This is a genomic window from uncultured Gimesia sp. (genome assembly GCF_963976445.1).
In the GTDB taxonomy this organism is placed as follows: domain Bacteria; phylum Planctomycetota; class Planctomycetia; order Planctomycetales; family Planctomycetaceae; genus Gimesia.
In genome coordinates, this window is record NZ_CAXBKP010000004.1 from 250,094 (window position 1) to 272,103 (window position 22,010).

14 protein-coding genes are annotated in these 22,010 nt (G+C 46.1%); 8 read left to right on the forward strand and 6 right to left on the reverse strand.

The genetic code is table 11. From position 1 onward, the window contains the following. Positions 1-68: 68 nt before the first annotated feature. A complete protein-coding gene (locus tag AAC022_RS06925; protein ID WP_339729394.1) occupies positions 69-2,093 on the reverse strand; it encodes an HlyD family efflux transporter periplasmic adaptor subunit in 2,025 nt (674 codons plus the stop codon). A gap of 677 nt (positions 2,094-2,770) precedes the next feature. On the opposite strand from AAC022_RS06925, the gene AAC022_RS06930 reads away from it, so the two are divergent. The 3 genes from AAC022_RS06930 to AAC022_RS06940 all read left to right on the forward strand — a co-directional run bounded on the left by AAC022_RS06930 (position 2,771) and on the right by AAC022_RS06940 (position 7,410). After that, positions 2,771-3,718, forward strand: a complete 948-nt coding sequence (locus AAC022_RS06930; RefSeq protein WP_339729396.1) for an efflux RND transporter periplasmic adaptor subunit — start codon at positions 2,771-2,773, stop codon at positions 3,716-3,718. A gap of 67 nt (positions 3,719-3,785) precedes the next feature. Next, positions 3,786-6,008: a biotin/lipoyl-binding protein gene (locus AAC022_RS06935; protein WP_339729399.1), complete on the forward strand. Its 2,223-nt coding sequence runs from the start codon at positions 3,786-3,788 to the stop codon at positions 6,006-6,008. A 55-nt stretch (positions 6,009-6,063) separates the two neighbouring features. Further along, entirely contained in the window at positions 6,064-7,410 is a 1,347-nt protein-coding gene (locus tag AAC022_RS06940; protein WP_339729401.1) for a sulfotransferase, read from the forward strand. Positions 7,411-7,473: 63 nt separating this feature from the next. On the opposite strand, the gene AAC022_RS06945 is transcribed toward AAC022_RS06940, so the two are convergent. Continuing rightward, positions 7,474-8,733: a hypothetical protein gene (locus tag AAC022_RS06945; protein WP_339729404.1), complete on the reverse strand. Its 1,260-nt coding sequence runs from the start codon at positions 8,731-8,733 to the stop codon at positions 7,474-7,476. A gap of 600 nt (positions 8,734-9,333) precedes the next feature. Here AAC022_RS06945 and AAC022_RS06950 point away from each other — a divergent pair. Continuing rightward, entirely contained in the window at positions 9,334-10,611 is a 1,278-nt protein-coding gene (locus AAC022_RS06950; RefSeq protein ID WP_339729406.1) for a PQQ-binding-like beta-propeller repeat protein, read from the forward strand. Between the two features lie 208 nt (positions 10,612-10,819). After that, a complete protein-coding gene (gene purH / locus AAC022_RS06955) occupies positions 10,820-12,403 on the forward strand; it encodes a bifunctional phosphoribosylaminoimidazolecarboxamide formyltransferase/IMP cyclohydrolase (RefSeq protein ID WP_339729409.1) in 1,584 nt (527 codons plus the stop codon). 120 nt (positions 12,404-12,523) lie between these two features. Here purH and AAC022_RS06960 read toward each other — a convergent pair whose 3' ends face one another. The 3 genes from AAC022_RS06960 to rhaB form a co-directional block, all read right to left on the reverse strand. After that, positions 12,524-13,888 (reverse strand): porin, encoded by a 1,365-nt coding sequence (locus AAC022_RS06960; protein ID WP_339729411.1) that lies wholly within the window; start codon positions 13,886-13,888, stop codon positions 12,524-12,526. 488 nt (positions 13,889-14,376) lie between these two features. Further along, positions 14,377-15,315 carry a signal recognition particle-docking protein FtsY gene (ftsY, locus tag AAC022_RS06965; RefSeq protein ID WP_339729413.1) on the reverse strand — a complete coding sequence of 313 codons (939 nt, stop codon included), beginning with the start codon at positions 15,313-15,315 and terminating at the stop codon, positions 14,377-14,379. 128 nt (positions 15,316-15,443) lie between these two features. After that, complete coding sequence (gene rhaB, locus AAC022_RS06970) at positions 15,444-16,937, reverse strand: rhamnulokinase (protein ID WP_339729416.1); 1,494 nt, start codon at positions 16,935-16,937, stop codon at positions 15,444-15,446. A 315-nt stretch (positions 16,938-17,252) separates the two neighbouring features. On the opposite strand from rhaB, the gene AAC022_RS06975 reads away from it, so the two are divergent. From AAC022_RS06975 to AAC022_RS06985, 3 genes are all read left to right on the forward strand, one after another. Beyond that, the gene (locus AAC022_RS06975; protein ID WP_339729419.1) at positions 17,253-18,200 is read left to right on the forward strand and encodes a nucleoside hydrolase; all 948 of its coding nucleotides are present in this window, start codon (positions 17,253-17,255) and stop codon (positions 18,198-18,200) included. A 47-nt stretch (positions 18,201-18,247) separates the two neighbouring features. Then, complete coding sequence (locus AAC022_RS06980; RefSeq protein WP_339729422.1) at positions 18,248-18,805, forward strand: TMEM43 family protein; 558 nt, start codon at positions 18,248-18,250, stop codon at positions 18,803-18,805. Between the two features lie 303 nt (positions 18,806-19,108). After that, a complete protein-coding gene (locus AAC022_RS06985; protein WP_339729424.1) occupies positions 19,109-20,464 on the forward strand; it encodes a BBP7 family outer membrane beta-barrel protein in 1,356 nt (451 codons plus the stop codon). A 34-nt stretch (positions 20,465-20,498) separates the two neighbouring features. Here AAC022_RS06985 and AAC022_RS06990 read toward each other — a convergent pair whose 3' ends face one another. Then, the gene (locus AAC022_RS06990; RefSeq protein WP_339729426.1) at positions 20,499-21,980 is read right to left on the reverse strand and encodes a DUF1501 domain-containing protein; all 1,482 of its coding nucleotides are present in this window, start codon (positions 21,978-21,980) and stop codon (positions 20,499-20,501) included. Positions 21,981-22,010: the final 30 nt, after the last annotated feature.

Consider the following 22,010-nt stretch of genomic DNA (forward strand, 5'->3'; position numbering starts at 1 on the left):
AAAACAGCTCCCTTGTTCGTGGAACAAGGGAGCTGTTTTTATTTCAGGTTTCGTTGAATCAATGTGTCTTATAACCAGAAGAAGCGTCGGCAGGTTTCGACGACATCACCAAACAGCACATAGAATAAGCTGCGTTCTCCACAGTCAATCTTTGCGCTAACTTCTGCACCGATACGCAGCATTGGCAGTTCTTCTTTGTTGAAGGTGGCATAGGTTTCCACGACACTGCCGCTCTCTTCAGAGGAATTGGCACGCGTTGAGATTTCGGTGACTTCACCTTCGTAAGTTAGTTCGTTCGAGGTGGCCAGAATAAATTCGACTGGCAAGTCGATGCTGCCTTTTTTCTCAGTGGCTCTAAGAATATGTCCCATTCGTTTTTCTTCGACGTCAAGTTCTAATTGCCAGGGACCTGTCGGATCCATGATTTCCAGCAGTAATTCTCCACGTTGTACAGGGCGGTTAATCAGAAGTTGCTCGATCTGGAAGGTTGTGACTACGCCATCAATGGGCGCTTTGACATTCAGCTTTTCCATACGGTCCTTTAAGATTTCCAAAAGTTTTTCCACGCCGAAAATCTGTGTGCGCGTTTCATTTAATTTCCCTTGCAGATTGATAATATCCTCTGTGGGACGTTTATTATTGTTACCGGCTTGGAGTTTTGCATTGACGGCCAACATGGACAAGCGAAGTTCATTTAACTTGTTTTGTGTTTCCAGTGCTTGAGCTTTTAAGTCTTCATTGCGAATCTCGATCAGCAGGTCCCCTTTTTTCACCCGTTGACCACTTTCAACATGAATTGCGACGACTTCACCTTCCCAGTTCGTGAATACTTCCCGTTGAATTGTGGGCATGAGTCTGCCATCACAGGTAACACGGTAATCATAGGGGACTAAAGCAAGAGCAATCCCTGCCGCTACGATGATCGCTGTAATGACCAGGGTTTTGACAAGGGTCTTTCCTCTTAATGCCGCAAAGCAACGACCAATGAACCGCCAGAAAGGCATCAGGAAAATACTTTCATGATTGCGAGAATTCGCAATACCGCTGGCAATATGACCGGCGAGCAGATCTGCACGTTTTTCTAAGTGTGGTCTTGGTTGACTGTCTGTAATTTGCTCAATAATCAAACCACCGATCAGTTTTTTGGGGACATCTTTTTTGCGGCCTCCCAGTGCTTCCTCGTCGTTCTTGATGACCTTCTCGGGCTCAAACAGAGGGACGATCATGATCATTCGGGTTCCACTTTCCTGCAGATAATCTGCCAGCGGTTCTTCAATCTGAGGCGGGATGGATTCAACTGCCCCCGAATAAATGAATGTCTCCCGCATGGAAAGTACTTTGTTGGATAGATTGGAAAGTAGCCGTACCGTGTTGGCGCGCTTATTTACTTTATCCTGACCATTGATGGCTTCAATGACGGTTTTCTTGCCGTGTTGCATCGCCAGACTGACTCGGTCTGCATCAAGCAGTTGTCTGCCATCGTTGACAACGGTGGCAGAGACTTCTGCTAGATCGAGGCTACGATGGATTTGTTGTACGAATTGATCGACTTCTTCCCAGACTTCGAGTGAAGAATCCGTTTTACTGGCTTTTTCGCGTTCTGCCAGATAGTGCGAAGCATAGCCTGACATCTGCTCAACGAATTGCAGATAACCTGAGTGGGCTTGTTTAGGAGAATTTGATCGTTGAAAGATTTCAATGACGCCAACCGGCTTTTTTCGGATGGTTAATGCAGCGACAACGATGAGGTTATCAGTCGGTAAATGGACGTCGCTCTCATTGTCTGCAGCGAAGATCCGTGCTTCCGCTGTCGATAAGACGTCGGATAACAATCGCTGGTTTTTAAGAATGGCTTCCGGTTCTTCATAAAAACCGGTATCAGCCAGGTTCACTTCACTTTTGATGGCAAGCCGTCCACTTTCGTCGATTAACCAGGCTGCTCCTGCCGTGGCTCCCAGGCCGGCTACCACTCTTCTGAGGAATTCACGAAAAAACGTCTCCGCTGCCACATTTGAATGAGCGAATTCTTCGATTTCCCGTGCAATACGAATAACACGTTCACGGGTCTGGGTGGGTGATTGAGTACTTGTCATCTAGATAAGTTACCTGTTTGGTCTGTTTATTAACCGGTTCTCAAATTTCTAAAGACAGATGCCTTCTGGAAATTATACGGTAAGACTGCCAGAAAAAATGGTTTTTAGTGTGTTGTCACATCAATTTTCATTGTCTGGACAATTTTACATACTCTGATTTTATTCGGGAGTGAGGGCGTTTGCAAAAAAGGAATTTGTCGTAAACTTAATTTTTTCCCTATGTTGCGTATTTGAAACGGAAGGTTTGTCTAACCGGTTTAAGGGGGAAGATTCCTACAAATGGCCTGATACCATAAGAGACGGTCAAATATTTAAAGTATAACATGCGTATAATGAGAACTGGTATAATTCTAAAGCTGATATAGATTTACGATGGATCTCATATCGAATGAGTTTGTAATGAACGTCGGGATTCTGGTTGGATGGTGTAAATAGGTGAAATATGACGTATGTGCCGCCGGGGTGTCCTGTTACAACCTGGCGTTATGTTCCAACCTCCCTCTTAAAATTCATGATTGGATTGTGGAAAATCGCTTGTCAGCGGGGGGAGGCGAGCGTTAGATATGAGGCTCAGAAGTGTCTATATTTATATCTGCCAAAGATTGTTGACAGATCGACGGACCGGGAAGAAATTTCCGCTTTCACTAAAATATCGGATTCAATTTGAGGGTGAAGAAATGAAGTTAAGCTTAGTGAATACTTTTTTCTGCGTGATTTTGATGATCGGAGCTAGCCTGATTCTGGCTGAAGGAAGTCTTGATGCAGGCGATCAAGCGAAAGAAAAAACCACGTCATCCAATCCAGGGTCTGAGATTATCGTCAATGAGTGTCGTATTAAATTGATTGATCGTGTGATTTTGGGAAGTGACCGCCCAGGTGTGCTCGAATTTGTCGAACCGAATGAAGGCGAACAGGTCAAAAAAGGCCAGGTGATTGCGGCTTTAAAGAGCGATGCATTAAAGGCATCACGCAAGACGGCCGAAAAGCGGTCATCCAATGATATCGAGGTTCGTTATTCCACAAAAGCACGAGACACCGCTTATGTTGAACTGGAGATGAATCTGGATATCAATAAACGTGTATCGAATGCGATTTCGAAGCTGGACATTAAACGGTTGCAGCTCAACGCGGAAAAAAGTGATCTGCAAATTGAACAGGCTGAGCTTGAGTTAGAGATGAGCAAGTTACAGCTTGAAGAAATTGATGCCCAGATAGAAGAGACTAAAATTGTGGCTCCCTTTGATGGGGTTGTCACAAAAAAATTCCGCTCAACCGGTGAAGTTGTCCGACACGGCGATGAAGTAATAGAGCTCGTCAGTACCAAACGTGTCAAAGTGGAATGTAATGTTAACATCGACGATACCTGGAAGTTTCAGGTGGGAACACCGGTTGAAGTTCAATTAGACATTCCCGGAATTCGTCTGCCGATTGAAGATAAGAAATATAACGGGCGGATCATTTATATTGATGTCGAAGTCGAGCCCATTCATGGAAAGTCGATTCGCGTCTGGGCCGAAGTGGAAAACCCCGAAAATATCTTGAAAGCCGGATATATGGCGACGATGAAAATTCTACCTGATAAATCGAACAACAAAGTTGCAGCAGAAACTTCAGTCAAAAAATAGGCATATTAAAGTTACTGTTTCACCGTCACGTTCAAGTATTCTTTCCCGTTAAAGACATTCACAGCATATGAGCACTTTAAGCGAATCCATGACATCCTCAACCGAACGGCCTATTCCGTTGAGCGTGCGCGATGATTTAATCAGCAAGTGGATTCACTACAAAGGTTTGGGATACTGGGTTATCAAAGATCCGGTCTCCCTCAAGTACACACGTCTTCATCCTGAGCAGTTCTATATTCTGAATCTGTTAAATGGAGAGCGGAATCCCGATGAGATCAAGGATGAAGTGCACCGGCAATATCCAACATTATTGCTTTCCATTTCAGAAATTCAGCAATTGATTTCGGACTTATATCGCAAAGGCCTGTTGACCAGCGGACGACCGGGGCAAGGTGTGACGCTGATCAAGCAGCGTCGTGAAGAGCATAGTAAGAAATTAGTTACCACCTTTAAAAATCTGATGTATCTCAGACTCCCTGGTTGGGACCCGGAAACGACGCTGCAATGGTTATACCCCTATGTGAAATGGATGTGGCGTTCCGGGGCAACGACAATGTTTACTTTGCTCATTGTCTCTTCCTGGATATTGATCGGCGTGCAATTTGAAGCGTTTCGCAGTCGATTGCCCGAATTTCAGCAATTCTTTGGCTGGCCCAACTTGATTTACATGTGGTTTGTACTCGGTGCTGCGAAAGTCGTTCACGAGTTTGGGCATGGTATATCGTGCAAGCACTATGGTGGTGAGTGTCACGGGATGGGGATTATGTTCCTGGTTTTCAGTCCCTGTCTGTATTGTGACGTATCCGATTCCTGGATGCTGCGAAATAAATGGCAGAGGATTATTATTGGCGGCGCGGGGATGTATATCGAAGTGATTATGTCGGCGGTCGCTGTCTGGATCTGGTGGTTTACAAAACCAGGTCTGCTGAACCATCTGGCATTGAATCTGTTTTTCGTTTCCACGGTGACAACCGTGATCTTTAATGCCAACCCGCTGATGCGGTTTGATGGCTACTATATGATGAGCGATTTGCTGGAAATTCCCAATTTAAGGCAAAAAGCAGATAAACATCTTCGCGATACATTTGCCTGGTTTTGTCTGGGAATCGAGTCTCAGAAAGATCCGTTTATGCCAGAAACCGGAAAATTCTGGTTTATCGTTTATGCATTATCTGCATCGATATATCGCTGGTTCATTATGTTCGGTATTACGCTTTTTCTTTATACCGTTCTGAAACCATATGATTTACAGAGTATTGGTATCACACTCGCTGTGATTTCCATCGTGACATTTGTTTGGGGTATTGTCTCCAACATTTACAAAATTATTTCTGCACCGAGGACCGAACCCATGAATTACTGGAAAGTATCAGCGACATTGACAGTCTTTGCCGCTGTGATTCTTGGAATTCTCCTAATCCCAGTTCCCATGCATTTTGAAGCTCCTTTCATCGTAGAGGGCTATGACGTTAAGCATGTTTATACAACTGAGAGTGGTAGATTGGATCAAGTCTACGTTGAACCAGGACAGCATGTGAAGAAAGGTCAGCTTCTGGCGAGCATTGTGAATCTCGAAAAGGAAGATGAGCTCAACAGGTTAAAAAACGCGCGTCAGGTTCAAGAAGATGAGATCAAGAAATATATGGCCTTAGATGACTTGGCAGGTGTGAAAGTTTCAAAAGAGGAATTAGAAACGATCGAAGAAAGAATTGCAGAAATTCAAGAGCACCTGAGTAATATGAAAGTGATTGCCCCGATTAGTGGAACTGTGGTCGCGCCGGCAAGTCAACCAGAACCCAAATTATCTGATTCCAAAAAGCAATTGTCACGTTGGTTTGGATCGCCTCTCGATGCTAAAAATGCCAACTGTTATCTCGAAGAGCGGACCCACATGCTGAGTATTGCTCCCGGTACCCGTTTTCAGGCGGTCTTGTTTATCGATCAGGAGTACCGGAATGATTTCAATGTGGAGCAGACAGTCGAACTCAAGCTGGAACATTTACCGGATAAAACCTATCAGTCAAAAATAGAACGTGTTGCACATGGCCATCTTGATTATGTTCCACCGACTCTCTCCAATAAAATGGGGGGAGAATTACCAACAGTGACAGATAAAGATGGACGGGAAAAGTTAACCAGCACGGCCTATCAGGCGATTGTCCCGCTTAGTGAAGATGTGGTCTTATTTCGTGCGAATATGCGAGGCAAGGCCCGATTTCTGGTCAGTCAGTTAACAACGGGACAATGGTTATGGCGTTATTTCCGCAAAACATTCCATTTCCGCCTCTGATCGATTTCTCTCAAGATTCTTTCTCAATTTGTCTCGTTGCAGTATCAAGGAAAATATGGCTAAACTCCTCGCTGAAGCAATCAAATTGCTTCAAGCCAATCAGGCAAAAAAAGCAGAAGATCTATTAACGCCGTTTTACCCGGCAAATGTCAATAATGCTAATTTTCTGCATTTCTATGGCCTGGCGGCTTCGAACAGCGGCGAGTATGCGACGGGCATCGAACGACTGAAGAAAGCAATTGCACTCAAGCCGCAGGTTGCCGAAATTCATCACAATCTGGCTGCAGTCTATCGTCTGGTGGGAGACTTCGAACTTTCCGAGCAACATTATCTGACGGCTTTGGAATTAAAGCCCGATTATGCTGAAGCGTATTTCAATTATTCAGCAGCCCGAAAATTCAAAACCGATGATCCTATTATTTCAATGCTCGAGCAGCAGGCAGCGCGTTCAGATCTGTCTGACGCGGATCGCTGCTTTCTGGGGTTTGCAGCTGGGAAAATCTTTAACGATATTAAGGACTACGAAAAAGCGTTTTCGTTTTATGAAATAGGAAATCGCTTCAAGAAAACTCCGTTTGACATTGATCAATTCAGAATGGAAATCGACCGCGTAATTTCCGTATTTTCTGCTGAGATGATCCAGCGATTAGCTTCAGTAGGAAATCCCAGTAACGTTCCGGTGTTTATCGTGGGAATGCCACGTACCGGCACGACACTGGTAGAGCAGATATTGTCCAGTCATCCCGAAGTGCATGGGGCAGGGGAGCTACCGGACATTGCCAGTATCGCTGGCACAATGAGGCAGCATGCGACACAGAAAGTCGATTATCCGGAATACCTCGCTCATATTCCAGAACAGATCTTCTCTGGTTTTGCAGATGCTTATTTGCGTCGTTTACGGACATTTGACCATTCGGCTGTTCGTATTATCGATAAAATGCCTGGCAATTTTCTCTATCTCGGATTGATTGCCATGATGTTGCCTGAGGCAAAAATCATTCATAGTCAAAGGCATCCACTTGATACTTGCCTTTCCTGCTATTTTCAGCGTTTCCGTCGCGGGCACGATTACTCGTTTGATCTAACACATCTGGGGCTCTACTACCGTGAATACGAACGGCTGATGCAGCATTGGAAGGACGTTTTGCCGGTTGCACCGTTTGAGTTACATTATTCTGATCTGGTTGAGAACCAGGAGGATGTCTCCAGAAAGCTGATCGATTATATCGATGTCGATTGGGATGACCGTTGCTTAAACTTTCAAGACAACAATCGACCAGTCACGACAGCAAGTAACTGGCAAGTCCGCCGTCCGATGAATCGTTCCGGTCTGGATCGCTGGAAAAACTACGATTCGCATCTCGACGGGTTGCGCGATGCTTTAGAATTTGCCGAAAACTGATCTGGCACATTGATCTGGCACATTGATCTGGCACGAGCTTTACCAAAAGTCAGTTCCCGGGATTTATTGAATGATGGGAACCACCCCCGTCTGATTCTGGGTTGAAGCCCACCAGAGTCGCCAGAGCCTCTCATTGTAGCCAAAATTTTGTTGAGTGATATTTTGTAATGCGAGCAGAACAGCTTCGTTCTGATGCACATGCTTTACTGAGACTGTTCGCATTTGTACTTTGGGTTGTCGGGACGGAAGTACGATCACTCCATTCGGATAGCGGCCTGCTAATAAACCTGCTTCAATATCCGGAGGTAGAATCACACCCGAGCCGCCGAATGTGCCGTTCGTATTGTAGCTGTATGTAGATGTCGTGTCGGGAACCCTGACACGATAAGTATGATTCGTGGTTAAAGCTGCGATTAGATCAGGGACGACTGTTCGGTTTCCGATCTCTTCCAGTCCCTGGCCTGCGCGCTGGACAATTATGTTCGATTTGTTTTTCAGACCCTCAATAAAATAGGCGATTGCACGAGTCGCATCCCGTTTCGTGAGTACTTCAAGGGCAGCATTACGAATTATCTGGATTGGATCCGTCAGAACCAGTTCGGACAGCGGTCGAAGTGGTTGATCACCAGGAATCTGGTCGAGGGTTGTGATCAGCAGCGACCGAATGGCGATGTGTTGATGCTTTCCCATCAAACGCGCCAGGGCTGCAACCGCATGCGGATCATGAATAGCCTGGAAATTTTTTATGCCCTCCTGCTGTTGCAGCAAATCATTGCCATTAATCCAAATCAGCCAGAGTTTTACTTTCTTGATCCACTTTCGTTCTGCTTCCAGATCTGCTTGATTTTTCTCGAGTAGTTCGAGTTCTGCAGAGGAAACATAACGGCCTTTGTATTTGATGTAACCATTCTTGCGCATTGCCTCATCTCGCGTCATCCATTCTCCGTCCCGCTTTGTATATCCCAGTGCCGCACGGGCCTTGGTATGCTCAGGATCGAGTTGAATTACTTTTTCCAATTGCTCAAGACGTTGTGAATTCAGATGATTCTTTAAACTCCAGTCAGCGAGTTTGAGATGCGCTTCGATCGTATCCTCAATTTCTTTGGACCGAGAATCATATTCCTCAATCGAAAGCGAACGGTTGGTGATGAATTCAATATTTTGAGAATCGATGGTAATCGATCCCCCTGAGAGAGTTTGAATCACGCGGGTCACTGTCGATCCCGACGTTGTTCTTAAGAGCTTTCCCCGGATCTCACCACCGTTTTTGAGCTTGATTAGATCAGCCCGGGCAGGAGTGCAGGCAAAAGCATTAGCACTCATACATAGGCCGAAAATCACAATTGAGTCGAAAAATGTTTTGCAGGATGAGTCAGCGTTTGTGATGTTTGTTCTCATACCAGTTCACTTTTAAAATTGTTGGTATTCGAATTGATTTCCACTGATACAAATCGGCTGTTTGAGGTGGAATCGAAAATGATTTATCAGGCTTGTCTATTGTAGACTTTAGATTCAGGATTCGGAAGTACCTAAAATGAAGGGATCCAATTTTACCGGTGATTCTAAATTTGCAGAATAATACCCCGTTCTTAAAAAGCAGTTTCGTGAAATTATTCGCTTGTGAATCTATAAATGGTGAGAATAACACTGAAATGTTCAGTCTTGGTACTGGAAATTCTCGAAATCTATCCCGAACAAAGCTGGATTCCGGAATGGATGAGTGGGTAGAATGGGTGGAGTGAGCCATGCTCAGCAGGACGGGCTCCGCATTCTAAGTCTGTTTATAAAGACAGAATTCGAATAGGGCGCGTTCGTGTTGTAAACTTCAAAAGAGCGAATTCCGTACTGTGGTTTCAGTCATTGAGGCCGTCCCGTTCCTCAATAATACTCTGTTTCCTGAATCAAACTTGAAAAGAACATCATATGTCTGTTTGGAAGAAGTTGACGATTAGTTGTCTGGTGTTATTGCTGACAGTCTCTATGAATGACTGTCTTTTAGCTCAGCGATTCAATGAATCTTCAGTAGGCATCTCTCTACTTTCACCACGGGAATTAGTGCAATACGATTTGGATCGTGTGTGGTGGGGGCAGGCGACTGTTGATCCGCAGCGAGATCGAATCGTTCATCTGTCCCTGGATGAAATCAATTTATATGCACTTTCGACAGCGGGAATCATCACTGCTTTCAACAATGAGACCGGTAAAAAACTGTGGGCCACTCAACTGGGACGCGGTAATAATGTCAGCTATCCTCCGGTCTCCAATTCAAAATATGTCTTTATTACAGTAGGTATTAAACTTTACTCCATTGACAGGTTGAGTGGTGAAATCGACTGGGAACTGCAACTTCCCGGTTCTGCATCCACCAGTCCCACAGTTGATGATGACACTGTTTATGTAGGAACCTTAAGTGGGCGGGTCTATGCCTGGGATTTGAGGAAATTGAATGAGTTGAGTAATGAATCAAAGCTTCCTGCCTGGCGGCAAAGTGCGATTCGCTGGACTTATCAGACTGGTGATAGGATCACAACACCTCCGGTTGTTACTAACCGTACACTCTTGTTTGCCAGCCAGGACGGGTCGCTTTATTCGGTCACGTTGAATAGTCGTCAGCTCACGTTTCAATTTGAGACAGATGCCCCTATCTCGGCCAGTTTAGCTGAGAATGAGAAGAGCGTTTTTCTCGCCTCTGAAGATCAGAATCTGTATTGTTTGAATATTTTAAACGGTATTGTGCGCTGGAGAATTCGTACTTCGTTTCCGATCCTGAAGCCAGTAACAGTACTTGATAATGAAGTCTATCTTTCATCTCGAAAGAAAGGGCTATTTCAACTTTCGGCCGAAACGGGTCAGGAACGATGGTGGCAGCCACTCGGTTCCAGTTTTGTGTCGCTCTCACCAACCCGCCTGTATGCCACAGACGAGATTGGAAATTTGCTGATTCTTTCCCGTACCGATGGTGCAGTGCTTTCCGCTGTTCCTCTGCGAAAATACAAGATAAAATTGATGAATGAACGGACAGATCGTATTTTTTGTTGTTCAGAATCAGGCTTAATTATGTGCTTAAGGCAAAATGATCTGCCCTTTCCGATTCGGTTTAAACACCAGGATCGCTATCCTATTTTGCCCGAAATCGCTCCCGAGACAAGCAAGGCAGAGGGAGCAGCAGCGGCGGCTCCAGCGGATGCAAATACTGAATAATAAAGAGGCGTTCGCTTTCATTAACGTCAGCTTCTGCAGGTTTGTTTTCTGACTGCTTTGCAGCTAAACTGACTTTTCGTTGAGTGTCTGGTGGCATTATGCCTGTCAATTCGAAGCAAAATCAGCTTCTTCAGCACTCAGGGCAATTCTATACTCCGTAGAAAGGCAATGGTTTTTCTACATTCTCAGGCGATTGATTAAGAAACAAATGAGTAATTCGCATCCGCGTCGTGCTTTAGTGAGTGTCAGTGATAAATCAGGCCTTGATGTTTTTGCGAAAGGTCTCGCTGAATTAGGCTTTGAGTTTATATCAACAGGAGGCACCCGCCGCTATCTGGAAGAGCAGGGGGTAAATGTCATCGACATCTCTGAGTACACGGGCTTTCCTGAAATCATGGATGGACGTGTTAAGACCCTGCATCCAAAAGTGCATGGCGCAATTCTAGGTCGACCGGACTTACCCGGTGATGCCGCTGCGATCAAAGAGTTCGAGATTGTGCCTTTCGAGTTAGTCGTCTGTAATCTTTATCCATTTGAAGCAACGATTGCCAAACCTGATGTGACGATAACAGAAGCCATTGAGCAGATTGACATCGGCGGCCCGAGTATGGTGCGATCCGCTGCCAAAAATCATGCTTACGTAGGGGTTGTTACTTCCGAGGGGCAATACAGTCGTGTGTTGAATACGTTACAGGCAGGCCCTTTGACATCGGAGTTTCGCCTCGAACTTTCAGCAGCAGCATTTGAAATGACGGCCTGTTATGATCGTGCCGTTGCGAATTATATGTCTTCTGTGTTACCGGCACAGGAAGGTACAGACTCTCGGTTCGCCGAGCAGATTAGTATTAATCTCGTTCGTAGAGATCAATTGCGATATGGGGAGAACCCTCATCAGAGTGCTGCTTTTTATGTTGAAAAACAACCTCCTGCTGCGAGCGTGGCACAGGCTAAGCAATTAAACGGAAAAGAACTCTCTTATAATAATTTCCTGGATCTGGATGCGGCCTTACAGATTGCCAGTGATTTTGACAAACCGGCTGCCGTTGTGATCAAGCATACAAATCCTTGTGGATGTGCAACTGCAGAGTCGCTTGCAGATGCATTTGAGAAAGCCTATGCCGGCGATCCAGTCAGTGCGTTTGGTTCCATCATGAGTTTTAATCGTCCCATAGATCGGGAGACCGCAGAAAAACTATGCGAACCAAACCGGTTTATCGAAGCGATTATTGCTCCCGATTTTGATCCGGAAGCGTTTGAGTTATTGACTACGAAGCCGAAGTGGAAAAAAAATGTACGTTTGATGAAGTGTCCAATGATGGAACCTCCTCAGGTTGCCAGTCTCGATTATCGACGAGTTTCGGGAGGCTTACTGGTCCAGGAGAAAGATGAACTTCGAGATGACAGTACTGACTGGAAGGTCGTCACAAAACGTGAACCAACGGCACAGGAATTACATGATTTAGCTTTTGGCTGGATCGTGTGCCGTCATGTCAAATCGAATGCGATTATTCTGGCAAAAGATGAAATGCTGCTTGGTGTCGGCGCTGGTCAGATGAGTCGGCTGGATTCTTCCTATATCGCTGCCTACAAGGCCGGTGAACGAAGCAAAGGGGCCATTGTAGCCTCGGATGCCTTCTTCCCGTTTCGCGATGGCGTTGACGAAGCCGCTAAGGCCGGTGTTACTGCGATCATTCAGCCGGGAGGTTCCGTCCGCGATGAAGAAGTGATTGAAGCCTGCAATGAGCATCAGATTGCTATGGTCTTCACTGGTCGTCGGCATTTCAAACATTGATCCATGCTGCAGACACAAAATTAAAGAAGCCTTCTTCAAAGTTTGAAGAAGGCTTCTTTTATTATGGCATACTCAACCAGGTTTCTCTGATTGAGTTGGGTGGTTGATTACCCTTTGGTCTTAGAAGACGAGAATGACGTCTGTACCAACTGTGAACTGACTGTTTTTAGCAGCTCCACTGGAATTTGTCCAAGGAGAAGCATTGTCAGACCAGTCCCAGCGAACTTCAGGACGAATTCGCAAGCAGGAGTTCAGTTTGTAGTTCAAACCTGCTGTGACTTCGTAATAGTTTGCTCCTGCTGTTCCGAGCTGAGTACCGTTGTGGTCACGCCACCATTCAGCACGGACCCCTGCCTGAGCACATTCACTCATTTCGTAGAACAGGTACTGGTTGATGCCGTAAGATTCAGCATTCTGACCAGGGTCATTGATGTCACCGTTTTTGTAGAACATGTGGTCATGCTGGAACACGTAAGACATGTTGTCGCTCAGTTTTTGTTGTGCAACAATACTGAAGACCGTCAAGTTTGATGTTCCACCAAATGCGTCATTTTCACCACCAGAGCTGATGGCAAACGTGAGTGAAGTATCTTCACTGTCACTGGTCCAGCCAATAGAACCGAGGAAACTCCATTCGTTGTTCTGATTATCGAAATCGTCCCAACCGGTTGTAATACCACCAGTCAGCGAGACGTTGTCGCTCAGGTCTGTACTGGCTAGAGCACCAGTGTGGGTAAATGGTTCATCGTACTGCATGGTATAGGCATGCGAGTAGAAGAAGTTATCGGGAGCTGGAACCACTTCGTATCCGATGACGGTGTAGAAGTGACCAACATTCAATGTCACACCATTTCCGATAGGAGCATATAACGATGCATACAACTGAGGCATCGCCAGCCCGATCTGGTTGGCTGTTGCAGTGTTGTTGCCAGACCATGTTCCATCGAAGTTAGGTGTGTTATTTGGACCACCGAATACTGCAGTATCGGCAGCATCAGAACCGACGAGCAGGTCAACACGACCACCCCAACCGAAGCAGTCTTCGTTGGCAGCAGCGTCTTTTTCCAGAACGAAGTAGAGCTGGTTCAACATGAACTGACTGTCAGCCTGGTTGAATCCCACACCCGGTGTGTTCAAATCGTTTTGAGGACGGTTGCCATTGAAGGTAATACCGAATTCCAACCAACCGCTGAGTTTCCAGCCATTATCGTCCAGGAAATTACCACAGCCATCACAGTCATCGAACAGACGAGTGAGACGTCCACTGCAGCAATCGCCATCATCGCTGGATGCTTCTTCTCCGCAGCAGGTGTTGGGATCAGTACAGGTCTTGGGGGCACAGCATTCTGCTGTTAACCGTTCGAGTTCTACAGCCAGCTTGTCTCCAGCTTCTTCATACACTTTCGTGCAGCAAGCTTTGGGCTGTGCTGGTGTGCAAGAAGGGGCACAACTGGCATCACCGCCAAATGCAGGTGATACAGCCATGAGACCCAGCCCACTTAAAAGGAGCCCAGTCAGTCTGGCTTTTCTCTTCAATTCTTTCAACTTTTGCATTTTATTTACTCCTGAGTACACGTGTAAGGTGCTTGGTCTCCATACCGTCAGAAGGGAGGCGTATATGCGTTCCAAAACATTTCGTAGTGGAAGCCATACTGACGGTCTAATCAGTCATCCATCGTTAGAATTAGTTGACCTGTTATGGTCGAAACATTGAGCGCTAACAAAACGATGGCTCTAACTCGGAATATCGGAATTTTCCGTAGTGGTTTTGATGAAAAGAGATACGTCAAGCAAATCTTGTATGATCGGGAGGGTCATACATGGTTCGCTATATTTCGGGAGCAGTATATTTTACCAAATGGTAAATGTCATTTAAGATGCGCGTATTTCGAGCACATCAGAAAATACTGAGTGGGAAATGAAGAAGAAATGGCAATTGCGTAAGGTTTTAAGGCGAGCCTGTTTTCAAGGCATTAGGCGAAAAGAGCGTCGACAAATCCCTGCGAATTAAAGAGTTCCAGGTCATCTATTTGCTCACCAACGCCGACGTACTTGACGGGGATACCCATCTTCTGGCGGATCGCAACAGTGACTCCGCCACGAGCAGTGCCATCTAATTTTGCTAAAATTAGCCCGGTGCACTCGACAGCTTTCGTAAAATTCTCTGCCTGACTGATTCCATTTTGTCCGGTCGTCGCATCCAGAACCAAAAGGCTTTCGTGTGGTGCATTGGGAATTTTTTTGCTGATCACACGTTTAATTTTTTGCAATTCTTCCATTAAATTTGTATGAGTCTGTAAGCGTCCAGCCGTGTCAATAATTAAATAATCAACGCCGGTTTCCAGAGCGCGTTCACAACCGGAGTAGGCGACACTGGCAGGATCGGTTCCATCTGGTCGCGTTACAATATCGCAGCCCAGTCTGTTCGCCCACATTGTGAGTTGCTCGACAGCAGCAGCGCGGAACGTATCTCCTGCCGCTAATAAAACCGTTTTGTTTTGTTTTAGAATCAGGTTAGCCAGCTTGGCGATGGACGTGGTTTTTCCCGCTCCATTCACGCCCGCTACAAGAATAACAGTGATTCCATCGGGGTTTTTATTCAGTGGCGACAGAGGGTCTTCAAGATCCCACTTGGTGTCACCTTCCCCTTCAAGTAAGGATCTCAGCTTCTCTTTGACTGTTTCTTCAATTTCTTCAAGAATGACAGTTCGGCCGCCATGTTTTGTACGAATTTCGTCACAGATGGCAGAAGAGGCAGCCACACCCATATCGGTTTTGATGAGGCGAGCCTCGAATTCTTCGATCTTCTGGTCATCCAGGATTTCGCCCGCTTTGAATAAGTCACGGACATCAGTTCGCAAGACTTCTTTTGTTTTTTGCAATCCACGTTTTAAGCGGTCAAACAGACCCATTATTCTACTCTCTAACTGTATGAAGCTGGATGAAAGTCGTAATTAAAAATAATTCCAGACCGGGATGATATAGGTTTCTGATACAGACGGCAAGCATTCTGCTGGCGATCACCATTTGCCCTGTTTGTTTACTGTTTGGCATTCAGGATGATGTCAAATCGTTGATTTGCCTGCTCCCAGAGATCCTTGTCAGACGGTTCATATCTTTTCGTTTCAGTGGAGTTCCTGACAATTTCTCGGATTTCTGCAAGCGAACTTACCGAACCTGCTGCTCTGGCCTGGACTAAGACGTTTCCGAATCCGGTGGCTTCCACCGGGCCTGTCACGACAGGAACCTGACAGGAGTTCGCTGTGAACTGGTTTAATAATTCATTTTTTGTACCACCGCCGACGATATGAATGATTTCGATCGGAGTGCCTGTCAGTTCTTCCAGCCAACCGAGAACTTTGCAGTACTTGAGGGCGAGACTTTCCAGGGCACAGCGAATGAACTGGCCTTCGGTTTCCGGGACCGGTTGACTGGTTTCTTCACAGTAGCTTTTGATTGCTTCCAGCATATCGTCAGGATTGAGGAATCGTGGATCATCCGGATCTACAAGTGAGCGAAAGGCGTCTGCGGACGCAGCTGCCTTAGCTAACTCAGAGTAGTCCAGTGTCTTCCCCCGACGTTCGTAGGCACGTCTACATTCCTGGACTAACCAGAGCCCCATAATGTTTTTCAGCAGCCGATAGGTTCCGTCAATGCCTCCTTCATTCGTGAAATTCAACTCAAATGCCCGTTTGCCGAGAACGGCAGAATTGACTTCGACTCCCATTAAAGACCAGGTCCCGGAACTGATGTAGGCCCAGTCTGGATTTCCGGTGTGAGATGTCGGAATGGCTGCGACTGCTGAAGCGGTATCATGTGTGGCCGGTGCAATGACATCAATTTTCCCGAGCCCCGTCTGTTGCATGACTTCAGCACGAAGCGTGCCAAGCTTCGTTCCCGGCGGAACAACTTTGGGGAACATACCAGTCGGGATTTCGAGCTGCCTTAATAAATCGTTTGCCCAGTCTCCCGTTTCCGGATTCAGACATTGGGTGGTGGTCGCGTTGGTGAATTCCACGACTTGACTACCCGAGAGCAGCCAGTGGAAGAAATCAGGCATCAATAGAAATGTCTCTGCCTGTTTTAATAATTCCGGGTCGGTCTGCTGCATCGACAACAATTGATAGAGTGTATTGATCTCCATAAACTGCAGGCCGGTGGCATCAAAGATTTCCTGCTGAGGTACGCGAGACGTTGCCAGATTCAACATGCCTTCTGTGCGGGGATCTCGATAGTGGTACGGTTGTCCCAGGAGCTCCTGTTTCTGTGAAAGTAGTACATAATCAACTCCCCAGGTATCGACGCCGACTGAAATGATCCGGTCTCCATACTTTTGAGCCGCCAATGACAGGCCTTTGAGAATGGAAGACCAGAGTCCGATCACATTCCATCGGCGCGTTCCTGCCACGGGAACAGGACCATTGCTGAAGCGATAGATTTCTTCGAGGCGAATCTGTTTGTCTTCCAGAATTCCTGCTAATACGCGACCGCTCTCAGCGCCTAAATCGACTCCCAAAAAACACTGCTCTGGCATTTAAAAACCCTTGTCGTCCGAAAACTATTCCTGAAATGCTATATGAAAATGATTATGTTGAAACTCATAATACAAAAACTTCATTGGAATTTCATTGCATACCGGTTGTCCCCCTGTAAAGAATTCCAGATCATGGAATCATCTATCTGAATGATTGTCATTTTCAGAATGAGACTCTATCCTGACTTGAATAAAACCATTTCCGAAATCCTCATATTATTCGAGAAACAATTGGTTATGCGAACGATTCTGGTGTGTTTATCCCTTGTTTTAAGTATTTCTGTGCTTCAGCCCTCTGTGATAGCAGGAGAGCCGGTGAAGCTGATATTTGATACCGATATCGGGAATGATATTGATGATGCCCTGGCTCTGGCAGTGCTCCATGCGCTGCAGTCGCGGGGCGAATGTGAATTGTTGGCCGTCACCAGTAGTAAAGACAATCCCTATTCAGCACTGTATTGTGATGTGGTTAACACGTTTTACGGCCGCCCTGAAATTCCTCTAGGACGTGTTCAGAAGGGAGTTACACCTAAGGATGGTTCTTATGTGCGAAAGGTAGTTGAATATTCTGAGAATGGCAAACCGGTCTTTCCTCGTCAATTTCAACGTGCAGAGGAAATTCCCGAAGCTGTAAGCGTATTACGAAAAACATTGGCTGCACAAGCAGATCAGTCCGTGGTTCTGGTTGTGGTTGGATTTTCGACCAATATTATGCGTCTGCTACAATCTCCCGGTGACGAGTTCAGCCCCCTTTCGGGTCAGGAATTAGTAGCGCAAAAGGTCAAATTACTATCACAAATGATGGGCCGTTTTGATAAGGGAAAGCCTGATTCGTTCCATGAATATAATGTCAGAGTTGATGTTCCCGCGGCACGCTCATTGTATGAATTGTGGCCGGACAAGATTCCGGTCGTCGTTAGTGGTTGGGAAGTCGGTCGTGCGATTCAAAATCGCGCGACGAGTATTCTGAATGATTACAACTATATAAAACATCATCCTGTCAAAATCGGATATGAATTATGGCATCAAATGCCCTATGATCGTCCAACGTATGATTTAACAAGTGTTCTTTATGCAGTGAGACCCGATCGGAACTATTTCGGGCTATCGGCACCTGGGAAATTTAGGATCAACGCGCAGGGAAAGCTTGAATATTCAGCTGATCCTAAGGGAAAGCAGCACTATTTGACTGTGACTCCCGAGCAGATTATCAGAACACAAGAAGTGCTGGAGAGTCTCTCCAGTCAACCGCCGGCATCGTAATTGAAAACGCGGTGATGTTCCCATTCCCCGTTCTTAAGTCAGATCTAATGAACCAGAAAACTGAGACCAATTCAGCGAATTCCTTCAGTAAACGCTTCAAAACCGCTTTAAAAAATCTCGGTGTGGGGATCGTGTTTATGATTGCGGGGCTGTTTTTATTATGGCATAACGAAACCACGATTCTGGATCGTGAGCTCAATATTGAACAGGCACAGTCTGTGATCTCGGAAACACAGAAAAAATCGTCTGAGAATGAAGCAGAAACTCCCGTTGGAACTCAAAACCTGCAGTCGACAACGGGGTGGAATTGGGGATTTCGGATGGCGGGTTGGGTTATTCTGTTTCTGGGACTGGCAACTCTTTTTAAACCGTTGGTTGTGCTGGTTGAAAAAATTCCCCTGCTGAGTAATTTCGTGGGACGTGGCATTACCCTATTTGCGCTACTCAGTTCTTTGAGCCTCACTCTGATTCTGATGTCAGCTGTCTGGATGGTCGCCAGGCCCGTGTTCGGGGCGGTCTTGCTCTTATCTGGCGTGATTCCGCTTTTGGTGCTCTATCGTTCTGGTAAGCGCGCCAAATTAAAACAGGCGTTGAAACAAGCCTGACGCGTCTTCTCGAGCTCTTTCTGCGTTGTAAATCTTACAGCAACGCTGTCTGTGTTCCCTTGCGTTCCTATCTTTCCTGTTTTGTGGTTGGTTCCTGGTCGGGATCCCAACTTTCTGCCCAAGAACGCAGGATTCCTACAAGTCGAATAACCCACATAACCGATATCTTTGATATATCTAATACTCTTCACGCAGAAAATCTTGCGCTGCAGAGGCGTTGTTTGCTGGATCAGCCTTGTTTTCAAGGCTATTTTGTAGAGTCTCCGGCTTGTAGACTTCTTTATAATGAGATTGAAGTACAACATGGTAAACCCGGTCTACCGATTAATGCTTGGAATGATTGTTCTCCTGTCAGGGGTGGGATTCCGTTCTGCGCAGGCTCAGTATGGACGTGCTGCTTCACCTGTTTCACCAGGGGCTGTTTTTTCACAAGCTGGCTATCATCCTGGTAATCAGGCTCCCATGAATTACGAACAGGGGCCAGTAGATTACCAAACTGTGAATCAATATCAATCCGATTATTATGGCGGGGCAGATCAGTCCGAGATGATTTCTCGGGCATTACCCGTTGATCGAGGGTGGGCCTATGATCATCCGATGGATGGCTTGTTTAAAAATCTAGCGCAAAACAGCTGGATGAGACTCGAGTATCTGCTCTGGAAAGCGCCACCCGGAAATCAGTTAATTGGTACAGAGACGACATCTGGGAATGATCCGCGAAATTCTTATACGTTTACTGATGCCGACGGACGCTTGTTTTCGACAAAAGAAGCAGATCTGAATTCGATCGGTGCGAACGGTGCAAATGGAATTCGAGGAACGTTTGGAATTGATTTCAATGGTGGCACGTTTGAAACGGTTTTCTTTGGAATGAAGTCCGATAGTAGTTCGGTCTCTTATGAGCCCAATGATTTGTTAGGTCCAACCTTTGGGCAGACAGACATGATTTCGATTCAGACATTTTTAGACGGGCAATTGGCTGCTTCGACTGGTCGAAATTTTAATCAAACGTTTTCTGCGACTTATCAGACACAGGCCTGGGGCGTGGAAAGTAACTACGTAATTAATACAGAAAGCCTTTTCTTCCGAACCTACTATGGAGCAGGTGGTTTACAGATTCGCCCTTTGGTTGGTTTTCGTTATTTGAAAATCGGGGAAGAGATGAATATTCGCGGATCATTTGAAGACTTGACTCTGACTGTTCCTGTTAGTCTGTTTGAATCGACGGTCAATTCTACTACTAATAATAAACTGTATGTTCCCCAGGCAGGGATTCGGATGGAATTTGTGCATCCCTGGTTTACCATTTCGGCACAGCCTAAAGTTGGGTTTGGTATAAATAACTACGAGGGAAGTGTTTTAACGGATCAATTCCTGGATGCAACAGATCCCACTCACGTGACCCACATTTCGAAAAGAAGATTTTCACCCACATTCGAATTTGGGTTGAATGCTCGATTTCATCTGAGTGAAAACTTCACATTTAACGTGGGGTACAATTTCTTGTGGGCAAGTCAGATTGCCCGCCCCGATTCGATTATCTATTACAATACTTCGAGTGCGAATCCTACCACTGGTGTTTCACTGCAGGCTCAGAACAGTCTTGATAGCTACAAACTACACGGTCTAGTCATCGGCGGTGAAATCAGATTGCCATAAGATTGATCGTTGTATTTTGAGAGGTCAGTCTCTTTCAGGCGATGAGTTTATCAACAACTTTTCCTCCGACATTTGTTAGACGGATATCCAGCCCACCAAATTTTTGCGCCAGCTTGAGATGATTTAAGCCAAACAAGTGCAGCAGAGTGGCATGGAAATCATTGATGTGGACCGGGTCTTCTTCAACAGACCAACCCAGTTCGGTAGTCTTTCCGATCACTTGTCCGCCTTTCACGCCACCTCCGGCCATCCAGAGACTGAATGCACCCGGGTGATGATCGCGTCCGGTGACGGCTTTTGAGCCTGTTCGATTTTCACCGAGAGGAGTTCGCCCAAATTCACCTGCCATTACGACAAGTGTGGAGTCAAGCAACCCGCGTTGTTTGAGATCTTTGAGTAGTGCTGCGACTGGCTGATCGACAATGCCAGCATTTCTGGATATTCCCGCGTCCAAGCCGCTATGGTGGTCCCATGAGGCATGATACAGATTGATAAAGCGTACTCCTCGTTCAACCAGTCTGCGCGCCAGAAGACAGTTGCGGCCAAATGCCCCTTCTGTACCTGAGCCTCCACCGCGTTTTCCCTTTTTGCTGTCGCCTTTACGATTCACGCCGTAAGCTTCTTGTGTTTCTTTCGTTTCGCTGGATAAATCGATGAGTTCCGGAGCCGATGATTGCATTTGAAATGCAAGTTCGTAGCTGGCAATCCGGCTGGCAATCTCTGCATCCCCTGTTTTCGTCAGATGTTCTTGATTCAGTTGTTTGATCGCTTCCAAACCTGATTTTTGAATTTCCGAATTGATGCCAGGAGGATTATTCAGGTTAAGAACCGGTTCCCCTTTGTTTCGGAATAAGACGCCGGCATAAGTGGAAGGCAAGGAACCGCTTGACCAGAGCGAGGCACCACCACTGGCACCGCGTCCGGCCGTCAGTACAACATAGCCAGGCAGGTTATTAGATTGACTTCCCAGCCCGTAATTCAGCCATGAACCGACACTGGGGCGGCCAAAACGTCCAACGCCGGTGTTCATCATGAGCTGCGCGGGATGATGATTAAACTGTTCTGTGTGCATGGAACGAATCAGTGCGATATCGTCTGCGCAGGAGCCGATTTTGGGGAGCACGTCTGAGAATTCTGTTCCGCATTCACCGTACCTGGTGAATTTCCGAGACGAGCCACTTAAGGTCGCTGTTTCTTTGTTGATGAAAGCGAATCGAACTTTATCAGTCAGTTCTTTCGGCAGCGGTTGTCCGTTGAGTTCCTGCAATTTGGGTTTAGGATCATACAAGTCAATTTGACTGGGACCACCTGCCAGGAAAATGAAAATACAGTTTTTAGCGGTCCCCGGGAAATGAGAGTCTTTCGGTGCCAGTGGGTTAGTTAGATTGGTTTCTGAAGCCAGCAGGCCTTCTTTTTCCATCATCGCAGCGAGTGCAAAACTGGCAACACTGCACGAGGAATTCATCAGGAAGCGACGCCGAGCCAGATTTAAGGAATCAGAATAGGGATTCATCATTTCTTCGATCCGAATATTATAAAATTGTTT

Coding starts and splice junctions, on each gene's coding strand:
- AAC022_RS06925 (WP_339729394.1), bottom strand. CDS start 2,093: ATGACAAGTACTCAATCACCCACCCAGACCCGTGAACGTGTTATTCGT.
- AAC022_RS06930 (WP_339729396.1), top strand. CDS start 2,771: ATGAAGTTAAGCTTAGTGAATACTTTTTTCTGCGTGATTTTGATGATC.
- AAC022_RS06935 (WP_339729399.1), top strand. CDS start 3,786: ATGAGCACTTTAAGCGAATCCATGACATCCTCAACCGAACGGCCTATT.
- AAC022_RS06940 (WP_339729401.1), top strand. CDS start 6,064: ATGGCTAAACTCCTCGCTGAAGCAATCAAATTGCTTCAAGCCAATCAG.
- AAC022_RS06945 (WP_339729404.1), bottom strand. CDS start 8,733: ATGAGTGCTAATGCTTTTGCCTGCACTCCTGCCCGGGCTGATCTAATC.
- AAC022_RS06950 (WP_339729406.1), top strand. CDS start 9,334: ATGTCTGTTTGGAAGAAGTTGACGATTAGTTGTCTGGTGTTATTGCTG.
- purH (WP_339729409.1), top strand. CDS start 10,820: ATGAGTAATTCGCATCCGCGTCGTGCTTTAGTGAGTGTCAGTGATAAA.
- AAC022_RS06960 (WP_339729411.1), bottom strand. CDS start 13,888: ATGGCTGTATCACCTGCATTTGGCGGTGATGCCAGTTGTGCCCCTTCT.
- ftsY (WP_339729413.1), bottom strand. CDS start 15,315: ATGGGTCTGTTTGACCGCTTAAAACGTGGATTGCAAAAAACAAAAGAA.
- rhaB (WP_339729416.1), bottom strand. CDS start 16,937: ATGCCAGAGCAGTGTTTTTTGGGAGTCGATTTAGGCGCTGAGAGCGGT.
- AAC022_RS06980 (WP_339729422.1), top strand. CDS start 18,248: ATGAACCAGAAAACTGAGACCAATTCAGCGAATTCCTTCAGTAAACGC.
- AAC022_RS06985 (WP_339729424.1), top strand. CDS start 19,109: ATGGTAAACCCGGTCTACCGATTAATGCTTGGAATGATTGTTCTCCTG.
- AAC022_RS06990 (WP_339729426.1), bottom strand. CDS start 21,980: ATGATGAATCCCTATTCTGATTCCTTAAATCTGGCTCGGCGTCGCTTC.